This window comes from Streptomyces sp. NPDC060205 (assembly GCF_042728395.1).
In the GTDB taxonomy this organism is placed as follows: Bacteria; Actinomycetota; Actinomycetes; order Streptomycetales; family Streptomycetaceae; genus Streptomyces.
The window spans coordinates 27,955-47,731 of record NZ_JBHWZP010000033.1; the positions used below are offsets into that span (position 1 = coordinate 27,955).

The window sequence follows — 19,777 nt, forward strand, 5'->3', positions numbered from 1 at the left end:
GAGTGGGGCAATGTCTTCAGGGAGATATCTCAATCTCGCCGCCCTGCCTGAGTTCGTTGAAGAGGTTGAAGGCCGATGGCGGTATGTGGAACTCATACCCCTCGAATTTGGGCGATTTAGGCGACTCCGGGATTTTACGACTTACGGCCCCGGCTTCTTCAAGCCTGTTCATCGCGGTGTCTGTGATCCTGACCTTGATGATCCCTTTCTGTCCTAGCTGCCTGAGCGCAAAGAATTGCGCATCGGCGTAGTGCGTGGCGAGGAAAAAGCCTCCCGGCCCGTCAGTGTGTCCTGCTGCCGCCGCGGTCGCGTCGAGTCCCTTGTTCAGGATATCGACCAGCGACTTCACACTGGCTCCGTGGAAGAACAACCCACCGCTGGCTGAGCCCTTCGCCAGCCCCTCTGCTCCGAGGATCGAGGTCTCTGCCTCGTATGCCTGCCGTCTCCATCCGGTGAGTCCACCGACTCCCACGAGGGCGATCTGCTGTGCGAGTTCCTCGGCTGCTTCGGCGTACAGGTCGGCGAGGGCGTCGCAGCCTTGCTGGCGGAGCAGGTATTCCGCGCGGTACAACCGGTAGGCGGGGCGGACGGGGAGGTACTTGTCGACGAAGGCGCCTGCGCCGCCGTTGTCGCCGGTGAACGCGTCGTGTGCGTCGCCGAGGAACACGAAGGGTGACTTGACGACGTCGACGAAGGCGTCGCCGAAGATGCCGAGCGCTTCGCCGACGCTGTCGACGCGATCGTTGGGGTCACCTGGGGTCAGACCGCTGGGGTCGGTCAGGAAAGTGGGGACGTTGTCGGCGTAGGCGTACGGCGAGACGTGTGGCGTGGTCTGGCCCCGGGTGGCGGGGTCGGGGCTCGTGAAGCGGCCGGTGCCGGTGTTGTACTGGCGGGCGTGCAGGTCGAGGTTGCCGGTGGTGGTCTCGTACCGCGCGCCGGTGTAGGACGGGGTACTGGCAGGGGCGCCGCTGCTGGTGGTGTTGAGGACGCGGGTGCCGAACGGGTCGTAGGCCCAGCGCTGGTGGAGGGTGCCGGTGCTGCTGGTGACGTCTACCGGGGAGCCCTGTGTGTCGTGGTGGTAGTAGAAGAGCGTCCCGGCGCCGGTCTTGGTGGCGGTGGGCTGGCCGAGCGGGTCGTAGCGGTAGGACTGCTTGATGGCCCAGGCGCTGTCGTACTCGGTGGTCAGGATCGGCAGGGGTGCGTTGGGGTCCCACTGGGTGCGGCTGGTGACTGTGCCGTCCTGGGAGGTGGTGACCTGATTGCCGCTGGCGTCGTGGTCGTAGGTGTAGGCGGCCCCCGCGACGGTGGCGGCGGATATCTGTCCGGCCAGGTCGTAGGTGTAGCTGTCGGTGCCCGCCTTGGTTTGGTTGCCCTCAGCGTCGTGTGTGAAGGCGGTTGTCGCGGTGCCGGTCGTGGTGGAGGTGAGCTGGTCACCCGCGTCGTAGGCGTAGGCGGTCGAGGTGCTGCCCAGGGTGGAGGTCTGGCGGTTGCCGACCTTGTCGTAGGTGTAGGAGGTGGTGCGGCTGGCGGCGCAGCCGGTGACCCAGGGTTGCGGGAAGCAGCCGGAGGTGAGGCGGCCCGCGGTGTCGTAGGTGAGGTCGTAGCCGCCGGTGCCGACACCCTCGCGGGTGATGTCGGTGTGGGTGGGCAGGCCCGCGGCGGACAGCGTCTGTGCGGTCTTGGTGACCGTGGTGCCCGCTTTGATGGTGGCGACGGCGGTAAGGCGGCCGGCCCGGTCGTAGGTGCGGTCCTCGGTTTCGGTGTTGGGCAGGGCGGACCTGGTGAGGTTGTCCGCGGCGTCCCAGGTGTAGGTGGTGGTTTTGCCGTCGGCTGCCATCGTCGCCGTGCGGCCGTCGTTGTCGTAGGTGTGGGTGATGGTGTTGCCGTCGGAGTACTTGCGGGTGAGCATCTGCCCGACGGCGTCGTAGGTGTAGGCGAAGCCGCGGGTCTTGGTCAGGTTGCCGACCTCGTCGTAGACGAAGTCCTCGGAGATCTTGGAGTTGGCACGGGCGGTCAGCTGTCCTGCGGCGTCGTAGCCGAAGGTCGCGTCCGGAGTGGAGTCGGAGTAGTCGATTTTCGTGGGCAGGCCCCGCGGGTCGAAGGTGTAGCTGGTGGAGCCGCGGGGGGTGGTCTTCTTGACCAGGTTGCTGTCCGCGTCGTACCCGTAGGTCGTTACGCGGTCCAGTGGGTCGGTGACCGTGGTCAGGCGTCGGGCCGCGTCGTAGTCGTAGGTGGTCTTGTGGTCGTTGGCGTCGGTGCGCAGTGTGACGTTGCCGACCTTGTCGTGACCGTAGGTGGTGACGGCGCCGCCGGGGGCGGTGACGGTGGTGAGCTGGTCGAGCTTGTCGTACTCGTAGGCGGTGACGCGTTTGTCGGCGTCCGTCTGTTTGACGACGTTGTTCACCGCGTCGAAGGCGGTGGTGCTCACGCCGCCGAGCGGGTCGGTGACCGTGGTGAGGTTGCCGGCCAGGTCGTAGCCGTAAGTGGTGGTGTACTGAGCGGGATCGGCGCCGGTGGCGTTGCCGCGGGGGTCGACTGCGGTGGCCTGGCGGTTGTCGCTGTCGTAGGTCCAGCTCTCCTTGTTGCCCAGCGGGGAGGTGCGGCTGAGCAGGTTCCCGTCGGCGTCGTAGGCGTAGGTGGTGGTCTTGCTGAGCTGGTTGGTGCTGCTGGTCAGCTGGTTGTTCTTGTCGTAGACGGAGCTGACCGTGTTGTTTGCGGCGTCGGTGACCTTGGTGACGTTGTCGTTGGCGTCGTAGGTGTATTTGGTGGTGTGGGTGAGCGGGTCGGTGACCACCAGCGGCCGGTTGATCGCGTCGTAGGTGGTGGAGGTCGTGCCGGCCGGGCCGGTGACCTTGGTGTTGTTGCCTGCCGCGTCGTAGGTGTAGCTGGTGGTGTAGGCGGCCGGGTCGGCGCCAGCGGCGTTGCCGCGCGGGGAGACGCTGGTGAGCAGGCGGCCCACCTTGTCGTAGGTGTAGGTGGTCTTGTTGCCGACCGTGTCGGTCTTGGAGGCCAGGCGCCCGCTCGCGTCGTAGGTGCGGGTGACGGAGTTGTCCGCCGGGTCGGTGGTTCGGGTCAGGTGTCCGGCGTCGTCGTAGGTGTAGCTGGTGGTGTTGTCCGCCGGGTTCTGCGCGGAGGTGAGCTGTTCGGCGCCGTTGTACTGGTAGGTCGTGGTGCGGTTCAGCGGGTCGGTCGCCGACTTGAGCAGTCCGCGCCCGTCGTAGGTGTAGCTGGTGGTGTAGGCGGCCGGGTCGGCTCCGGTGGCGTTGCCGCGAGGGTCCGTCTTCGACAGGATCCGGCCGGCCTTGTCGTACGTGAACGTCGTCTTCTCACCCAGCGGCGTGGTGACCGACGTCCGGTTGCCCGCGGAGTCGTAGCCGTAGAGCGTGGTCTTGTTGCGCGGTGTTGTCACGGTCGCGATGGAGCCGAGCGTGGTGTACGTGTAGCCGACCTTGCCGTCCAGCGGGTCGGTGGTCGAGGTCAGCTGGTTCGACGTGTTGTACGCGTAGATGGTCTTGTTGTTGCGGCCGTCGGTGTGGCTGGTGATGTTGCCCGCGCTGTCGTAGGTCCATTTCTCGGTGTAGCCCAGGGTGGTGGGTGAGCTGCGGGTGAGCATCCGTCCGGCGCTGTCGTACGTCATCGTCGTGGTGTTGCCGCGCTGGTCGGTGATGGAGACGGGCCGCAGTGTGCGGTCGTAGTCGTAGGTGATGTTCTCGCCGTACGGGTCGATGGTCTCCATCAGGACGTTGCCGGCGTATACGTCGGTCCAGACGCCGCCGTCGGGCGCGGTGGTGTGTGACTCGCTCTTGCCGTCCCAGGTGAAGGTCGTGGTCTTCTTGTTCTGGTCGGTCTGGGACTTGATGCGGCCGGCTGTGTCGTAGACGTTGGTGACCGTGCCGTCCGCCGGGTCGGTGTAGGAGGAGAGGCGTTTGTTCGTGTCGTAGGTGTACGAGGACACGTTGTCGGCCGGATCGGTCACCGAGGTCAGCAGACCGTTGCTGTAGCCGTAGGAGACCGAAGTGCTGTCGGGCAGGCCGACTTTGGACAGGAGTCCGTCGGCGCCCACCGTGAATGTGGTGGTGCGTCCCGCGGCGTCCTTGACGGAGGCCAGCTGGCCCGACGCGTACGTCAGGCTGAGCCCCTTGCCTGCGGTGTCCAGCACAGAGGTGAGCTGGCCGCCGGTGGTGAAGGTCCGTTTGGTGTGGTCCGGTGTCGTGAGGGTGTAGTTGCTGGTGCTCTTGACCAGTTTGGCTGCCGATCCGCCCGGAGCGGTGTAGCTGCCGTCGCTGGCCTGCGTGAACACGAACGACGCCCCGTCGTCCGTCCGGTACGTCACCTTCCCGGTCGCGACCGTCAGCTTCGCGTCAAACGGTGTCGCCCAGCCCCGCCCCAGCAGGCCCACAGTTGCCGAGTCGGACCGGTAGGTGCGCTCCAGGGCGAGCGGCACGCCGGGGCTGACCAGGGAGGCGTCGGTGAGCTGCTCGAAGAACATGCCGGTCGCCGTGTTGACCGGGTCGGCCCGGTGGGCCTGCGCGTAGCAGGTGCAGATGCCCGCCTGCGCGCCGGGGATGTCGGGCGTGTAGAACGCCTCCACCAATGGTGAGGTGGTTCCTCCTGGGCTCGACGAGCCGTCGGCGGCGTTCAGGAAGACCCAGGCGTAGTACTTCTTGCCGTCCTCCAGGATTCCGCCGAGCGTACTGCCGGCCCACCAGAAGCACTGGTCGGTGGGGTAGGAGTTGCTTGCCCACCAGTCGTAGCACCAGGCCCCGGTAGCTGGGGTGTTCCCGCTGGGATCGTCGGTGGACTTCTTGATCTCCTGCTGGACGACGGGGAATCCCGCCTCGTCCAGGACGTACAGCCACATCCCGGTGTACGTCGAGCCCCGCTTGGGCAGCTTCACCTGCCCGCCGATCGACAACATCCCGGGGTACGCGGTCGCCCAGGCCGACACCGAGGTCGGGTTCTCGGGCGCCGCGGCGAGGCGCTGAGTGGTGGCGCCCGGTTCGGCGGCGGGACCGCGCTTCACCTCGCTTGTCTTCGGCTTTGCATGGGGTTTGCCCTTGAGTGTTCTCTCGGGCGCGTCCATGTACGCACGCATCGGCGACCGCTCGTCCCGGTCCTCGTTCATCTGACGACGGCGCTCGGCCAGCGTCATGGCCTTGGGCGGCTTCGGTAGATCGGCCGCCGTCCTGGCCTTGGGCTGCGCAACAGCTGCTGCAGCAGGAGGGGGTGGGCTGGCGCGGGGCGATGCCCACGCGGGAACAATTCCCGCGATGGCCACAAGGGCCAGCGCCAGAGCGGTTATGACAAGTCTTCGTACGTGTATGGACATGATGCATCACCTGTGAGGAAGACGTGAAAGACGGCCGCAGTGATGCTTGATCCGCAGGGCACGAGAACTAACGCCTGATGAGAGATACGGCCGGTAAGTGATGGTTACTTACTGCGACTTGCCTCTCCTGCCCTGATCACAGGGGTAATGCGGCGAGCGCTTCCATTCGTTTGGCGTAAAAAAGATCATGGAGTGGGAGGGTATCGCTGAAGAAGAAACCAACTGTGGGGAACGCCCCATCGCACATAAGGAGAAGTCGCGTTGGCTGTAATGGGCAACGCGATTTCGCAGGCGTGCTGACGATGCTCCTCGCCTGCAGGGCGGATGACCACACGCCCCGTCGATTACTGAATCAGGCAATCCGGTAAGGCCGCACCAGCCGCCATGACAGCCTGCGCCAATGTTTTCCATTTGGCAGCAGCCCACCCTCGACCTGCTCGACGTCCGTGAACTGCGCCTCATCGAGGTTCTACGGCCACCGCTGCCGCCCGCACGCCAGCAGTACGCGACGCCGTCTCGAAGTGCTTCACTGCAGTGCTCCGAGCAGCGTTTCGACGCGGAGGCGTCCGTACGCGGCCTGGTGAGCGCCGGACGCGCCCTCGCGGCGGCCAAGCGGCTCATGCCGGGCCTGCTCGAAGAAGCCGACACGGTCAACCACGACACCACGGAGCTGAGCTTCGTGAACACGATCACGGAGGCATCCCATGGCGTGCGCTGACCAGCCGGTACCGCTGCTCGGCACGGTGCGCGCCCGGCCGCCGGAACAGACGTGGGCGGCGGTGACCGGCCGGCTGCCGGACTACGGAATCACCCGGGTCGCCGACCTGAGCGGCCTCGACGTGATCGGCCTGCCCGTGTGGGCGGCGATCCGGCCCGCTGCACGGACCCTGTGGGTGTCCCAGGGCAAATGCGCCACCGACCTGCTGGCCAAACTGTCCGCGGTCATGGAGGCGATCGAGCTGTGGCACGCCGAGCAGCCGATGCCCGTCACTACCCGCGGCCCGGCCGCCGAGGTAGTCCCTACCTGCCCGGTGAGCGAACTGCTGCTGCTCACCCCCGTGTCCGAGCGCGCCCTGACGAGGATCGTGTGGGAGTGGACGCCGGGGACCGCCCTGATCAGCGGCGCAAAACAGCTGCTGCCCGTCGATCTCGTCCGGCGCCGAGTGCAGCGGCCCGAATGGACACTGGACCTGCTGCGCGCGACCAGCACCAGCCTGGCCTGCGGAAATAGCCGGAACGAGGCGCTGTTGCACGCCCTGTTCGAGGTCGTCGAGCGCGACGTGCTCTACCACGACGGGCAGCAAGGGGGCCGACAGCGCCATCTCATCGACCCGGCCTCGGTCGACGACCCACGGTGCTCCACGATCGTCGATCGGATGTCGGCCGCCGGGACGTCGCTGGAGATCGGGCTTGTGGACGGCCCGTACGGGCTGCCGGTGTGCGTGGCGTACCTGTGGTCGGAGGACCACCCCGCCGTCTTCGCCGGGGGCGGCTGCCACGACGATCCGGCCATCGCACTGAGCCGAGCACTGACCGAGGCGGCGCAGTCCCGGCGGACCGTGATCTCCGGGTTGCGCGACGACCTCGGCAGCGACCCCGGCAGCTTCGACGCCGCCCCTGCCTGCCGGGCCCGCAGCACATGCCATGGCCCGAAGCCGCCGCACGTTCCACTCCGCTGGCCGGTGAATTCACCGACCGGGTCGCCGCCGCTGCCGGCCGCATCCACGCGGTGACCGGGTACGAACCCGTGGCCCTGGACTTGTCCGACGCTGACGACCCGGTCCACGCCGTCCAGGTCGTCTGCCCCGGCACCCGCTCACGGATCAGGAGGTCGATGCCCAGATGAACGCCACCCTTCGCCCGGTACCCGCCAAACCCCCGCCCGCCGAGAGCCGTGCTGCCGCGTACGACGCCTTCCACGGTGCCCGGGCCCGCTCGGATCTGACCGCCCGCCTGTACGCCGCGGCCATGGGCGAGGACTATCCGGCCGAGGTGGCCGCCTCCAGCTCCTGCGACTGGCCGCTACTGGGGCTGATGACCGCCCGACTGCGCATGTCCCAGGGCCAGCTCCTGGTGGACGCCGGCTGCGGCACCGGGGGCGTCGGCCTCTGGCTGGCCCGCGCCCTCGCCGTGCGCCTGGACGGCTTCCGTTGGTGGAGCGTGTTCGGCACGAAGCGCGGCAAAAGAAAGAAGGCCGGTGGGCCGGTGCACGACGACCTCGTCCGCCATGACTTCACTGCAGCAGGCCTCCTGCGATAAACCCGTTCGACCTGCTGACTTGTGTGAATAATCTTTCGACTTTTTCACGCTTGTGCTTGTTGATGCGGGCTGAAGTCCCAGGGCGCCCGCTGCTCGTCATCGCTGTCGCCGGGAGTTGCTCCTTCATGCCGAGAGAAATCAACTGAATGAAAACAGCTACCCGGCCCGGTAAAGTCCCAGCTCAGCAAGTGTCGACCCCGCACCCGCGGGGATGCTCCGCGTTGACGAGCCGTCCACTACCGCCCCCGAGCGTCGACCCCGCACCCGCGGGGATGCTCCGGAGGCCCGCGCCGTGGCCAACACACCCCGCAAGTCGACCCCGCACCCGCGGGGATGCTCCGTTCGATCGTTCCGGCACCGCCGCGCAGTCCCGGTCGACCCCGCACCCGCGGGGATGCTCCGCCATCGGCCACGCCCTCCACGGCTGCACCCTGGTCGACCCCGCACCCGCGGGGATGCTCCGGAGAACGCCGCATGATCCACGCCGACCAGATCGTCGACCCCGCACCCGCGGGGATGCTCCGCCGCTGGAGACCGCGGACCGCTACCGGACGACGTCGACCCCGCACCCGCGGGGATGCTCCGTACACGTGCACCCCTCCACCCAGACGGTGACGGTCGACCCCGCACCCGCGGGGATGCTCCGATGTACCGACCGTGTACTGCCGCCAGACGGGCGTCGACCCCGCACCCGCGGGGATGCTCCCCGCCTCATTGCCGAACGCGGTGACGTCCCCGCGTCGACCCCGCACCCGCGGGGATCCTCCGTTCCAGACGTGGATCGGCGAGCACGGCGGCGTGTCGACCCCGCGCCCGCGGGGATCCTCCCGCGGGGCGTCGGCCGAAAAGGGCCGCCCCAGTAGTCGACCCCGCGCCCGCGGGGATCCTCCTCGACGTGGGCCGCGATCCAGCGGCATCACGGCGTCGACCCCGCGCCCGCGGGGATCCTCCGGTATTGCGCAGTTCATGCCGTCCACGTGGGAAGTCGACCCCGCGTCCGCGGGGGTCCTCCCTGGACCGGCTGATGAACGTCGCCAGGGGCGCCGCTGATGCGTCAGCCTGGGGAGGGATCTTCCACCGTCGGGTTGCACGGGGACAGCAGTGCCTCCGTGTGCTGAGTGACCATCCCTCGGGCGAGTCTCAGCACGCGCACCTCGTTTTCGTGGCCCGGTTCCTCGTCATCGCGAAGGTGGAGGAGCCCGTAGGAACCAGGGGCGACCACTGCCACATGCTCGAACAGTTCGGCAGCGTCAGGCGATGAGCGGTGATTGGAAGAGCCGCCGAGGTGGATAAACGGCTCGCCGTTCATCCACCTGAGATCGAGCACGTACGGGCTGTCCATCCGGGCGATGCGAAGGCGAAGGCCATCGATGATCTGTTGCAGCCGAGGCTCGTCGTCCTCATCCGCTGCCGTCCCCCTGACCGTGATCCATCCGTGGTACTCAAACATCCCACGATCGTAGGGAGATGACCTGCTTCACCGTTCGGCCCCGGCATCTTGCGCCGGACGCGACTGCGGAGGAGGCCAGTTCGAAGACCACCGTCACCTCCCTGACCGAGCAGGGGTGGGCTGCATACGGCGACCTGATCAAGGTTCGGCCTCCGCAGGCGCTGACCGACGCCGGTCACGGTGTGCTCTTTGCTCTGGCGGCCGGGGGTGGCTGCATGGGTTTGATCCGTATGCACCGAGAGCGTCCTCGGTCCGGGCCGCTCTGATTGTGGCTATGCGGCAGCGAGTTGGAGGAACTCCGGAACGCCGGGAGTGTTGCCGTAGGTCTGGAAGCGGGGGAGCAGGTCGTTGACGAGGCTGATGCAGCGGGGTGCGCCGATGCGGCGGGCCAGCACCAGGGCCTCGGCCGCTGCGGCCACGGCGGGCTCGGGTTCCTTCAGGTCGAGGTAGCTGGCGGCCTGGTAGGTGAGGAACACTCCGCGGGTTTTGTCCCGGGCAGCGGGCAGCAGGTGTTCGCCTTCGGTGAGGAGCCGGTGGGCGCGGCCGGTGTCGCCGAGGTCCAGGAGGGCCTGCCCGGAGTCGACGGCGAGGTCTGCCTCGGACACCCAGGCGCACCAGGCGGGCCGGTCGGCTCCTGCGTCGGAAAGGTGTTTCTCGGCGGCGGTCAGGGCGCGCAGCACGCTGCGTCGTTCGCTGCGGTCGCCGCGCGCGGCGAGGGTGCGGGCGAGGCGCAGTTGGAGCAGGCAGCGGGCGGCGGGGTTGTGGGCGCGGGTCAGGGCGTGGTGCAGGATGCCCGCCGCGGTGGTGTGGTCGCCTCGCCAGGCGGCCTGGTAGGCGAGATCGCCTAAAAGGCCCGCGCCCCGGTCGTGATCCCCGGCGGCGTGGGCGTTGTGCAGGCCGGCGACCCAGTTCTGGCTGGCCTGGGTGTGCTGGCCCAGGTCGAAGCGGTGCCAGGCGACGGTCTGTGACAGGGAGGCCGCCAGGGTGTGCAGACGCAGCCCGAGGGCGGGGGAGTAGCGGCCGTGTTCGAGGAGATCGGTCACGGTGGACAGGTGTGCGTCCAGCAGAGCGGCGGTGTGCTGGCGCTGCTCGGTGGGCAGGCCGGACAGATGCCCGCTGGTGTGCTCCAGGAAGGTGACGAAGTCCTCGCCGATCGGTTTGCCGTCACGGGCCTGGGCGAGTGCGCTCGTAGGGCCGGCGGCCCAGTCCGCGGCCAGCGCGGACAGGGTGGCACCGGAGATCGTGAAGAAGGTGCGGCGGTCCATCGCGGTTCGCAGGGCCTCTCTGAGGGCGGGTACGGAGCTGTGGTCGCCGAGCGGGATGACGCCGGTGGCGGTGAGCGGCAGCCAGTTCGGCCAGTCGTCGGCACGGACCATGTCCGCGGGCCAGCCCAGCGCCTCGGCGATGTAGATCTGGGACTCACCGTTGGGTGCGGTACCGCGCTGCCATTTGCGCACCCGCGCTACGTCCGTGCCTGAGCGCAGGCCGCGGCGGACGGCCGCGGCACGGATGCCGCAGACGAGTTCCTCCATCGTCATGCCGACCGCCAGGCGCGCCACAACCAGCGGGTGGCGGGTGGTCTCTTCCACCCCTCCATCCAATCACTCAGTGCTCATGAACGGTGACTGTATTGAGAGAGGGACCCCCGCGGGACCCCCTCCAACTGGTCGACGCGGCCGAACAGTTGAGCGCACTCTCGTCCTGTTGCCGCAGACGGCAGCATGCGTCCCAGCCACGGCACCAGGCAGACGGTGCGCATCGCGGCGGCCGGCACGCTTTCCCCGCAGCGGGACAGCCGCCCGGCTCACGCGCAAACGGGATCCCGGCCCTTGAGGATCGGAACTGCTCATGGAAACAGTGCTCGTCACCGGTGGAGCCGGATTCATCGGCTCGCACTTCGTGCAACGACTTCTGGCGTGCGACGACATCACCGGCGTGACCGTCCTCGACGCCCTCACCTACGCCGGCCGCAAGGCCAACCTCGGCGCGGCCCTCTCCTCGCCGAAGCTCCGGTTCGTGTGCGGCAACATCCTCGACCGGCGCCTCGTCGACGAACTCGCCGCAGGCCACGACGCCATCGTGCACTTCGCGGCCGAAACCCACGTCGACCGGTCCCTCGTCGACACGGCTCCGTTCCTGGCCACCAACGTGCTGGGCACCCACACCCTCCTGGATGCCGCCCGCCGCCACAGCGTCAAGAAGTTCGTGCACGTGTCCACCGACGAGGTGTACGGGCCGATGGCCACGGGCTGTGCAACGGAACGCTCCCCGCTCAACGCGACCGTCCCGTACGCCGCGTCCAAGGCGGCCGGTGACCTGATGGCGCTGTCGGCGTTCCGTACCGACCACGTCCCGGTGTGCGTCACCCGCTCCTCCAACCAGTACGGACCGCGCCAGCATCCCGAGAAGCTCGTCCCCCTGTTCATCACCCGCCTGCTCGCCGGCCAGCCCGTCCCCTTGCACGGCCAGGGCCAGCACATACGCAACTGGCTGCACGTCGAGGACAACTGCCGGGGCATCGAACTCGTCCTGCGCTGCGGCATCCCCGGCGAGGTCTACAACATCGCCGGCGGCACGGACCTGACCAGCCGCGAACTCACCCGGCACCTCGTGCAACTGTGCGGAGCCGACTGGAGTGCGGTCACCTACGTCCCGGACCGCCGGTCCAACGACGTCCGCTACGCCATGGACTGGTCGAAGATCGCGGACGATCTCGGCTACCGGCCCACCTGGTCCCTCACCGACGGCCTCGCGCAGACCGTCCAGTGGTATCGCACCCACCCCGAGCACCCGGCACGTCCCCTACCGGACGTGCACCTGCTGTCAGCGCACGCCGACGTCACCGCTCCCGTGAAGGGCTGAGTCATGAACAGCGGCAAACGCATCCTGGTCACCGGCGTGGGCGGCGCTCCGGGTTTTGATCTCACCCGGCATCTCATCAAACTCGGCTGCTACGTGATCGCCGCTGACGCCAGCCCGCTGGCCTGCGGCCTCGCCCTGCCGGGCGTCACACCCTGCCTCCTGCCGCCGGCCGGACACCGGTCCTTCGGCACCCGGCTGCTGCAGGTGTGCCAGACCCTTGGCCCCGACGCCCTGCTGTCCACCGTGGAGGGCGAACTGCCCGCACTGGCAGGCCTGCGCGCCGAACTGGCCGGCCTGGGTGTGCGGACATGGCTGCCGGAGCCCGACACCGTGGAAACCTGCGGCGACAAGGCCGCCTTCCACGCCGTGCTCACCGCGCGGGAGATCCCCACCCCGGCCACGTTCCTCCCGCACGAACTCGCCGACGCCGACCTGCGGTTCCCGCTGATCATCAAACCCCGCCGCGGATACGGCAGCAAGCACGTGCACCCCTGCGAGACCGCCGCCCAGGCGGGCACCCTGTGCGAACTCGTCCCCGATCCGATCATCCAGGAACGCATCAGCGGGCAGGAGTTCACCGCCGACTGCCTCGTCGACCGCACCGGCCGTGCCGCCGTCATCCTGCGCCACCGGCTCCTGGTCAAGGCCGGCCTGTCGGTGGTCAGCCGCACCTTCCACCACGAGGAAGCCACCACCTGGGTGCAGCGGACCCTCGCTGCCGTCGGCGCCGCCGGCCCCTGCTGCGTGCAGGGGTTCATCCAGCACGGCACCGGCCGTGTGGTGATCACCGAAGTCAACGCGCGCTTCGCCGGCGCGTTCCCGCTTGCCGAAGCGGCCGGCGCCCGCCTGGTCCAGCAGAGCCTCCACGGCCTGTTCGAACAGCCCGTCGACCACACGCAGCTCACCTACACGGCGGGCGTGTACCTCACCAAGGGCTTCGAGACCGTCGCCACTGGCACCTGGCCCCCGTCCCACATCCTCCAGGCACACCACCTAGCAGCCGCAGCCGAAGGGACCCGCTGACCATGCCGACCGCTCCCGCCCCAGCGTCCCAGAACGCCCGTCCCTTCCTGCACGGACCGGAAGCCGCCGCGCTCACCGAGGCGCTTGAGGCCGGCCAGTACGGGCACGGCCCGCTCGTCGAGCAGTTCGAACAGGCCGTGGCCGCCTACCTCGGCGCCCCGCAGATGGTGGCTGTCGCTTCCGGCACGGCCGCCCTGCACCTCGCCCTTCTCGCTGCCGGAGCCGGACCCGGAGGCGAGGTGATCGTCCCCTCGCAGACGTACTGCGCCACCATCCACGCGATCCTCGCGACCGGCGCCCGCCCCCGCTTCATCGAGATCAATCCGCGCACCCTGTGCATCGATGACACCGTGGTCCGCGCCGCGCTCACCGACGCCACCCGCGCCGTGATCCCGGTCCTGTACGGCGGCCGCGCCGTCGATCTCTCCGCCCTGCACGACGAGCTCCACGCACGGCAGATCACGGTGGTCCAGGACGCCGCCCACGCCTTCGGCTCCCGCCACCTTGACCACACCTTCGTCGGCGCCCAACCAGACGTAATCACCTGCTTCTCCTTCGGCCCGATCAAGAACCTGACCTGCGGCCAAGGCGGCGGAATCATTCCGCGCACCCCTGCCGAAGCCACCACCCTGCGCAGCCTGCGGGCTCTGGGCATCCCCCAGTCCCAGCGCGAGCGTGCCGCCGCCACCGCCTACACCGTCGAACAGTTCGGGCTGCGCGCCACCATGTCGGCGCTGAACGCCGCGATCGGCCTGGTGCAGCTGCAGCACTTCGAGACCGCAGCCGCCAGAAGGAAAACCCTCTGGCAGGCGTACGCCACCGGCCTCCAACCGCACGCCCGTGTGCACCTGGTCGACGTCGGCATCGACCGCACGGTCCCCTTCAACTGCGTCGTCCACCTCCCCGGCGGTGAGCGGGACCGGGTCTTCGCGCAGATGCGCGCCGCCGGCTTCGGAGTCGGCGTGCACTATCCCCCCAACCACACCCAGCCCGCCTTCCGGCCCTGGCACCGGCCGCTGCCCGTCACCGAGCAGTCCGCCCGCCGGCTCATGAGCCTGCCCTTCCACCCCGGCATGACCGCATCCGACGTCCCGCCCGTCCTCGCCGCCCTGACCCGAGCCCTGCCGACACCAACGGTGGTGCCATGCGCATCCTGACCGTCTGCCTGGGCAACATCTGCCGCTCCCCGTACGCGGCCGCCGTCCTCACCCACCACGGCGGCACCTGCGTGCTGGTCCGCTCGGCGGGCCTGCGCGATAAGTGGGCGGGCGGCCCCGCCCACGAGGAGATGCTCCGCCTCGCCGCCGCCCGCGGCTACGACCTCACCGGCCACCGCGCCACCCAGGTCACCCCCGACCTGATGGCCTGGGCGGACCTCGTCCTGGCCATGGACCGCGCCGTCCTTGACGAACTCCGCACCCTGGGCGGCCCGGACGCCGGCACCCTGTCCCTCTACCTCGGCGGGGGAGATGTTCCCGACCCCTACCGCGGCGACGAGCAGGCTTTCCGCGCCTGCGCCGACCTCATCGAGGCGGCCGCATCACAGCACCTGCCCTGAGCTTGCGAGCGGGCCCGCTGCTACGCGCCGGCCGCGTCGAGCACGACGTCGACCAGCCGCTCGGCGGCATCGGGACGGCCCAGCGAGCGGGCCCGCTCCGCCATCTCCGAGCGCAGCATGGGATCGGTGAGCAGCGGCGCCATCACCTCGCGCAGCCGCGCGGGGGACACGTCGTCGGCCAGCGCGAGAGCGGCGCCGTGGTCCGCCAGGTGCCGGGCGTTGTGCGCCTGCTCGTTACCGGCCGCGGAGGCGAGCGGCACGAACACCGCCGGCTTGCCCAGCGCGGTCAGCTCGGCGATCGTCCCGGCACCGCTGCGCGAGAGCACCACGTCCACCAGCGCGAGGACATCGGGCAACTCCGCACCCACATACCCGGTCAGGTGGTAGCGGCGAGCGCCTGCTTCCGGCAGGTGTGCGGTGGCCTGGCGCAGCTCGGTGACGTTGTCGGGGCCGCACTGGTGGATCACGTTGGCGTTCTCCACCAGCCACGGCAGCACGTCCCGCACCAGATGGTTGATCTGCTGGGAGCCCTGCGCGCCCCCCGTCACGTAGACGGTCGGCAGCCGCCCATCGAAGCCGTCCAGGCCCAGCGCCTCGACCGCCTTCGCGCCCTGGCCGGTGAACACCTCGGGCCGTACCGGATTGCCGGTGACCACCGCCGCAGCGCGCACGCCCGGCGGCAGCAGGGGCAGCGTCGACTCCGAGGAGACCGCCACACGCGTCGCCGTGCCGGCGAGGGTCCGGTTGGCCAGGCCCAGCCGCACCGTCTGCTCGTGCACCACCAGAGGGACACGGCACAGCCGGGTCGCCGCCACCCCGACCGGCACCGCCACGTATCCGCCCGTCGCCAGCACCACGTCGGGACGGAAACCGCTGATCGCCTTGCGTGCCTGGAGCACCCCGAGCGGCACCCGGCTCATGTCCGCCACGTTCGACGGCGACACCAGCTTGACCGGGTTCTTCGACCGCCGGATCTTGCCCGTGGCGACCGACGTGAACGCGATCCCCTCCGCGGCCGCGACCCGCGACTCCAGACTGTCGGCCTTGCCCACCCACAGCACCTCCAGCCCCGCCCCCTGCGCGGTGAGCCGGGACTGCAGCGTGCGTACCGCGGTCAGCGCCGGATACGTATGCCCACCCGTCCCGCCACCCGTAACGATCAGACGGAGAGGCCGGCCAGCCCCCAACACCACACGGTGATTACTGTTCACAGACCTATCCACTCGCTCTCGAACACCACGTCCAACCCGGCCTGCACGAGACCCTCTGGGGTGTATGCGGCCAGGTCCCTGAGCCTCCCACAGTCGCCAAGGGTGGCGCCCGGAACAGGTCCCCCGGCCGTTTGCCCGCAACACCGGGCAGACGTCGCAGCGTTGCGGAGCGTCGAGCCTGGCCACGTTGAGGACGAGCAGGCCCGGTTCGCACGCCGACGTCCGCGTCGTCCTGAAGCACGGTCGCATCGTCGCGGGCGGCCTCGGCCTGCTGATCCCGCAGTTCTTCGGCGGGAACCCCGTACCCGCCGCCTGCCTGGGATCGGGCTGCGTCGCACCGGAAGAACGCGGAAACCACCTGGCCGCGCGCATGCTCACCGAGCGGATCCGCCCCCCTCCAGGAGCAAGGCGCGGTCCTCGCCACCCTGTAAACAGCCTCCACCGGATACGCACGCCGCCTGGGCTGGCAGGCGCCGACCACGGTGTTCTCCTGGTCCGTGGACACCGAAGCCCTCCGCAGCTTCGACGCCGGCCTCTTCCGTATCGAGCACGGCCTCACCCCGGACACGGAGCACCTGCAGCAGCACCTCGCAAAGGCCGTTGTGGGACAGTGCAATTCAAGCCTGGTCCGCCTCTCCCCCCGTGGTGGCGGACCAGGCCTCCTGCGTGCCACCGGTGAGCATCTGCTCCGGCGACGCCTGCGTGAGGGGCTGCCGCAGGTCGACGTACATGCGCACGCGCACCCCGGGCTGGCCCGGGGTGCGGGTGGTGCGGTCGACGGTCGCGGCCCACGTGCGGGCGATCGCGTCCTGGAACGCGTAGACGGTGGTGTCGTCGAGGCCGGCCACGTCGAGGACGAGCAGGCCGGACTCGGACAGATGGGCTTCCTGGATGGCATCCACGCCTGCCACGACGTGTGCGGGCCCGGGCGGGGTTCTCTGCCTGAGCCGGATTCACCCGACCGAGTGGGCAGGCCGAGCCCGGTGGACGCCCGCCTCGGCGGGGGAGCAGGCGTGCACGGGGCGGACTGGGGGAGTTGCTACGGCGCGGTCTCGTAGTCGACCGTCTCCTGCCCGCAGCCTGCCGCGAGCTCGGACAGGGCAGCGCGTTCGCGGTCGTCGACGGTCAGTTGCCAGCGCAGCTTGGTGGCGACCCAGTGCGCGGTGTAGGTGCAGCGGGCGTCGGCGAGCGGCGGTTGCCAATCGGCGGGGTCCTTGTCGCTCTTGGCGCGGTTGCTGCGGGCGGAAACCGCCTCCAGACTGTGCTCGGCGCCTTGGTCGTTGGCGTAGGCCTCGCGGCGCTGGGCTGTCCAGGTGGAGGCGCCGGAGTCCCAGGCTTCGGCGAGCGGAACCATATGGTCGATGTCCAGACCGCCGGGAGCGGTGAGGGTGACCCCGTCGTAATACGAGTACCACTCGCCTGCCACGATCTTGCAGCCTGCCTCGACGACCGGTTCCACCCGTGATTCGGCGATCAGTACCTCGGCGCGGGTATTGCAGCCGTCGGACGGATTCTGGCCCACGTTCCAGTGCTTGAAGGAGCTGCGCTGGTACCCCTCACGGGACTCGACGGCCGACGGCAGCAATTCGACCGCGGCCGCCAGGGGCAGCGGGGCACCGTGCCGAGCGGACTCCGCGGCGGCCGGGGCAGTCAGAGGCAGGGCGAGGAAAGCGGCAGCCGTCAGGCTGCGCAACGCGAAGGTGAGCATGCTGCGTTGATACCGGTCTCACATCCGACTGCGACGCGAAAGGGGGCCGGCGTCACCCGGGCGAGGGGAACAGTCATACCGGCTCCGCGCAGCCGCGTTGCCTCCTGTGGGGAGCCGGGAGGAGCGGCGGGTCCCGCCGAGCCAAAGCTCAAGACGTGACCCGAACGCGGGCCTTCACCTGGGGGTGGCGGATCCCGCACGCACACGATGTACCACAAACCAGACACAGACCTTGGTCAGCCGCTCCAGGCGGCGGGCCGCCATCGCGATGTCGCGCCGGTCGGCGTCCGGGCGCGGGCCGCCGGGCAGCACCGCCCACTGCCCCGCGGTCGCCGCCGGGCGAGCGTGTGAAGGTCGCGTTGACCGGGGTGCTCTTGGCACCGGCCAGCTGCCCGGCGCTGATTACCGACGACAGTAGGCGAAAACCCTCCAGGGGGCGGGCGAGCACCACCGGCGTGCCCAGCTCCATATCGTTCACTGGAACGACACCACCGGCCCCTTCCGTAGTCCGTCCAACGACAAGGCGATCTCGTTGCTGAACACCGGCACCTACTCCGGCGGTGTCAACAATGTGCAGTTCTGGGAGAACAAGGGCGCCGACGGCCACACCGGCTGTCTGCGCCGCGGTGAGCTGTACGTGGACGACCTGAGGGACAACACCCTCGTCGAGGACGATGGCGGCAGGATCAACGCGAACAACAAGATCAGCTCTCATCAGTGGTCGTCGGGGTGCAGTAATCCGTTGACCTGACCGTCGCGCGGGTCCTGCCACCCGGTTCGAGGGGCGGGGGAGGGGGCGCGGTCCGGGGCAGGTTCACCCGGGCGGCGCCCCCCACGGGTGCGTCCAACGGCACCGAAGGAGCGGATCTCGCTGCCCCACTCGGCGCGTCGACGACGGGCAATGCCTCCGTGTCTTCGATTGCTGGAGCCAGACGCGTCAGTGAGGTCCCGTCCTCGCGCCACGAATTCCTTCGGTGTGTGTGACCGCGGTAGCTGGCTGTGGAGCCAGCCGGTTGGGCTCCGGTGCTTGACCCAGTACCGGAAGTTCTGGACGAAGGTGCCCGTCAGATGTCGGCGGTCGGCTTGAGCGTGTCCAGCCAGACGTCGAAGATGAAACGTGTGTTGTTGGGGCCGCCCTCCAGCCACCACGTGCTCACTGTGGCGATGTCGTCAGTGACGTCTTTGATTGTGCACTGAATGCTGGTCGGGCATGGGTAATCCGACGTCGACAGTAGGTCCCCGTTGAAGTAGGCGGTTTTGCCGACCAATTGGTGAGGGCGGTCGTGCGCGTCGGCGAACTCCACCAGGATTAGCCCCGGTTGTGGATCGTCGGTGAGCCAGCACACAGCGGTGGCGGCAGTTCGCAACCATCACCCTCGCCCAGACTTGACCCCATGGCTGCATGCTACGTGGCCCTGTCCGAGCCGAACAAGGAAAATGGGGCGGGCGCAACCAGGTTCGGGAACTGCTCGCCGGATGCCGCGGGCGGAGATCGCTTGCCGTAAGCCAGTGTGTCGACGACGGCGACTGCTACGTGCTACGTGACGGCCACGCCCTGGCTGCTGACGGTATCCCCGACAGAACATCAGTTGTCGTGCTGACCGGCAGGCGTGATATTGCCCTCGTGGTGGCCGGTGGGTGCGACGCCGCCTTCAACGTGACCAGCGGGCTGAACTCGGTGGCTGTCCCATGGCAGCGCAAGCGCCGACGCGGCCGGAGCCACGCTCATCACCACGGCCGCAGTGGTGATGAGGATGGTGATCATACGTTTACGCATTTCCTTCCCCCTTACGCGAGAATTGCGGCGAACCCCTGGCGGGCCGCCGATACCTCTGTCCATCCTCTCTGAACGCGCAGGGAAATGTCGTGTTGTTTTTCAGCGTCAGCCGCACTGTCCTGGTACCAAGTGCCGCGCCGCCACGCCGTGAAGCGCCGATGCCACGCCGGGGGAGGCCTACCGCGCGAACGCGCTGTTCGATGCGCACCGTAACGACCCGGAGTTCGGCTACGCTTCCTGGCCGACGAAGAACACGATGCCGGGGCCGTGATGGCGGACCGGAATGCCTGGCGCATCTGCGGGGAAAACCTTTGGTGGAGCGTACTCGGCACGAAGCGCGGCAAGGGCAAGACGGCCGGCCCACCGGTGCACGACGACCTCGCCCGCCATGACTTCACTGCAGCAGGCCTCCTGCGATAAACCCGTTCAACCTGCTGACTTGTGTGAATAACCTTTCCGTTGTTCCACGCTTGTGCTTGTCGATGCGGGCTGAAGTCCCAGGGCCCCCGCTGCTCGTCATCGCTGTCGCCGGGAGTTGCTCCTTCATGCCGAGAGAAATCAACTGAATGAAAACAGCTACCCGGCCCGGTAAAGTCCCAG

At 68.9% G+C, this 19,777-nt stretch carries 18 protein-coding genes and 1 CRISPR repeat array; of the genes, 8 read left to right on the forward strand and 10 right to left on the reverse strand.

Features of this window, described 5'->3' with window-relative positions:
- Positions 1–16 precede the first annotated feature (16 nt).
- Positions 17–5,152 (reverse strand): DUF6531 domain-containing protein, encoded by a 5,136-nt coding sequence (locus tag ACFWGJ_RS08705; RefSeq protein ID WP_387321886.1) that lies wholly within the window; start codon positions 5,150–5,152, stop codon positions 17–19.
- A gap of 577 nt (positions 5,153–5,729) precedes the next feature.
- Between ACFWGJ_RS08705 and ACFWGJ_RS08710 the strand changes: the two genes are divergently transcribed.
- The 3 genes from ACFWGJ_RS08710 to ACFWGJ_RS08720 all read left to right on the forward strand — a co-directional run bounded on the left by ACFWGJ_RS08710 (position 5,730) and on the right by ACFWGJ_RS08720 (position 7,588).
- On the forward strand, positions 5,730–6,047 hold the full coding sequence (locus tag ACFWGJ_RS08710; protein WP_387321887.1) for a hypothetical protein: 318 nt from the start codon (positions 5,730–5,732) through the stop codon (positions 6,045–6,047).
- Entirely contained in the window at positions 6,034–7,062 is a 1,029-nt protein-coding gene (locus ACFWGJ_RS08715; RefSeq protein ID WP_387321888.1) for a YcaO-like family protein, read from the forward strand. The genes ACFWGJ_RS08710 and ACFWGJ_RS08715 overlap by 14 nt, the downstream gene beginning before the upstream one ends.
- Before the next feature lie 109 nt (positions 7,063–7,171).
- The gene (locus ACFWGJ_RS08720) at positions 7,172–7,588 is read left to right on the forward strand and encodes a hypothetical protein (RefSeq protein ID WP_387321906.1); all 417 of its coding nucleotides are present in this window, start codon (positions 7,172–7,174) and stop codon (positions 7,586–7,588) included.
- 190 nt (positions 7,589–7,778) lie between these two features.
- Positions 7,779–8,600: a CRISPR direct-repeat array (repeat unit 28 nt; unit sequence GTCGACCCCGCACCCGCGGGGATGCTCC).
- Between the two features lie 42 nt (positions 8,601–8,642).
- Here ACFWGJ_RS08720 and ACFWGJ_RS08725 read toward each other — a convergent pair.
- The gene (locus tag ACFWGJ_RS08725) at positions 8,643–9,038 is read right to left on the reverse strand and encodes an Imm7 family immunity protein (protein ID WP_387321890.1); all 396 of its coding nucleotides are present in this window, start codon (positions 9,036–9,038) and stop codon (positions 8,643–8,645) included.
- 272 nt (positions 9,039–9,310) lie between these two features.
- A complete protein-coding gene (locus tag ACFWGJ_RS08730; protein WP_387321891.1) occupies positions 9,311–10,627 on the reverse strand; it encodes an XRE family transcriptional regulator in 1,317 nt (438 codons plus the stop codon).
- A 259-nt stretch (positions 10,628–10,886) separates the two neighbouring features.
- Between ACFWGJ_RS08730 and ACFWGJ_RS08735 the strand changes: the two genes are divergently transcribed.
- The 4 genes from ACFWGJ_RS08735 to ACFWGJ_RS08750 are packed head-to-tail and all read left to right on the forward strand — an operon-like array spanning position 10,887 to position 14,481.
- Complete coding sequence (locus tag ACFWGJ_RS08735; RefSeq protein WP_387321893.1) at positions 10,887–11,900, forward strand: dTDP-glucose 4,6-dehydratase; 1,014 nt, start codon at positions 10,887–10,889, stop codon at positions 11,898–11,900.
- Positions 11,901–11,903: 3 nt separating this feature from the next.
- Positions 11,904–12,923, forward strand: a complete 1,020-nt coding sequence (locus tag ACFWGJ_RS08740; protein ID WP_387321894.1) for an ATP-grasp domain-containing protein — start codon at positions 11,904–11,906, stop codon at positions 12,921–12,923.
- 2 nt (positions 12,924–12,925) lie between these two features.
- Positions 12,926–14,080: a DegT/DnrJ/EryC1/StrS family aminotransferase gene (locus tag ACFWGJ_RS08745; RefSeq protein WP_387321895.1), complete on the forward strand. Its 1,155-nt coding sequence runs from the start codon at positions 12,926–12,928 to the stop codon at positions 14,078–14,080.
- Positions 14,068–14,481, forward strand: coding sequence for a low molecular weight protein-tyrosine-phosphatase (locus ACFWGJ_RS08750; protein ID WP_387321896.1), 414 nt, complete (start codon positions 14,068–14,070; stop codon positions 14,479–14,481). Before ACFWGJ_RS08745 ends, ACFWGJ_RS08750 begins: the two co-directional genes overlap by 13 nt.
- Positions 14,482–14,501: 20 nt before the next feature.
- On the opposite strand, the gene ACFWGJ_RS08755 is transcribed toward ACFWGJ_RS08750, so the two are convergent.
- The 3 genes from ACFWGJ_RS08755 to ACFWGJ_RS08765 form a co-directional block, all read right to left on the reverse strand.
- On the reverse strand, positions 14,502–15,692 hold the full coding sequence (locus tag ACFWGJ_RS08755; RefSeq protein ID WP_387321898.1) for a glycosyltransferase: 1,191 nt from the start codon (positions 15,690–15,692) through the stop codon (positions 14,502–14,504).
- Positions 15,693–16,309: 617 nt separating this feature from the next.
- Entirely contained in the window at positions 16,310–16,603 is a 294-nt protein-coding gene (locus tag ACFWGJ_RS08760; RefSeq protein ID WP_387321899.1) for a DUF6207 family protein, read from the reverse strand.
- Positions 16,604–16,731: 128 nt separating this feature from the next.
- On the reverse strand, positions 16,732–17,400 hold the full coding sequence (locus ACFWGJ_RS08765) for an HNH endonuclease family protein (protein ID WP_387321900.1): 669 nt from the start codon (positions 17,398–17,400) through the stop codon (positions 16,732–16,734).
- 532 nt (positions 17,401–17,932) lie between these two features.
- Here ACFWGJ_RS08765 and ACFWGJ_RS08770 point away from each other — a divergent pair.
- Positions 17,933–18,151 (forward strand): hypothetical protein, encoded by a 219-nt coding sequence (locus tag ACFWGJ_RS08770; protein WP_387321901.1) that lies wholly within the window; start codon positions 17,933–17,935, stop codon positions 18,149–18,151.
- Between the two features lie 313 nt (positions 18,152–18,464).
- Here the strand turns inward: ACFWGJ_RS08770 and ACFWGJ_RS08775 are convergent, their stop codons facing one another.
- From ACFWGJ_RS08775 to ACFWGJ_RS08790, 4 genes are all read right to left on the reverse strand, one after another.
- Entirely contained in the window at positions 18,465–18,767 is a 303-nt protein-coding gene (locus tag ACFWGJ_RS08775; protein WP_387321902.1) for a hypothetical protein, read from the reverse strand.
- Positions 18,768–18,985: 218 nt separating this feature from the next.
- Complete coding sequence (locus ACFWGJ_RS08780; RefSeq protein ID WP_387321903.1) at positions 18,986–19,165, reverse strand: hypothetical protein; 180 nt, start codon at positions 19,163–19,165, stop codon at positions 18,986–18,988.
- A gap of 240 nt (positions 19,166–19,405) precedes the next feature.
- Positions 19,406–19,567, reverse strand: a complete 162-nt coding sequence (locus tag ACFWGJ_RS08785; protein ID WP_387321904.1) for a hypothetical protein — start codon at positions 19,565–19,567, stop codon at positions 19,406–19,408.
- Positions 19,568–19,571: 4 nt separating this feature from the next.
- The coding region (locus ACFWGJ_RS08790) for a hypothetical protein (protein ID WP_387321905.1) at positions 19,572–19,777 on the reverse strand (206 nt) is incomplete at its 5' end.

Coding starts and splice junctions, on each gene's coding strand:
- ACFWGJ_RS08765 (WP_387321900.1), bottom strand. CDS start 17,400: ATGCTCACCTTCGCGTTGCGCAGCCTGACGGCTGCCGCTTTCCTCGCC.
- ACFWGJ_RS08710 (WP_387321887.1), top strand. CDS start 5,730: ATGTTTTCCATTTGGCAGCAGCCCACCCTCGACCTGCTCGACGTCCGT.
- ACFWGJ_RS08745 (WP_387321895.1), top strand. CDS start 12,926: ATGCCGACCGCTCCCGCCCCAGCGTCCCAGAACGCCCGTCCCTTCCTG.
- ACFWGJ_RS08750 (WP_387321896.1), top strand. CDS start 14,068: ATGCGCATCCTGACCGTCTGCCTGGGCAACATCTGCCGCTCCCCGTAC.
- ACFWGJ_RS08740 (WP_387321894.1), top strand. CDS start 11,904: ATGAACAGCGGCAAACGCATCCTGGTCACCGGCGTGGGCGGCGCTCCG.
- ACFWGJ_RS08715 (WP_387321888.1), top strand. CDS start 6,034: ATGGCGTGCGCTGACCAGCCGGTACCGCTGCTCGGCACGGTGCGCGCC.
- ACFWGJ_RS08785 (WP_387321904.1), bottom strand. CDS start 19,567: ATGGCGGGCGAGGTCGTCGTGCACCGGTGGGCCGGCCGTCTTGCCCTT.
- ACFWGJ_RS08735 (WP_387321893.1), top strand. CDS start 10,887: ATGGAAACAGTGCTCGTCACCGGTGGAGCCGGATTCATCGGCTCGCAC.
- ACFWGJ_RS08780 (WP_387321903.1), bottom strand. CDS start 19,165: ATGATCACCATCCTCATCACCACTGCGGCCGTGGTGATGAGCGTGGCT.
- ACFWGJ_RS08705 (WP_387321886.1), bottom strand. CDS start 5,152: ATGACGCTGGCCGAGCGCCGTCGTCAGATGAACGAGGACCGGGACGAG.
- ACFWGJ_RS08725 (WP_387321890.1), bottom strand. CDS start 9,038: ATGTTTGAGTACCACGGATGGATCACGGTCAGGGGGACGGCAGCGGAT.
- ACFWGJ_RS08720 (WP_387321906.1), top strand. CDS start 7,172: ATGAACGCCACCCTTCGCCCGGTACCCGCCAAACCCCCGCCCGCCGAG.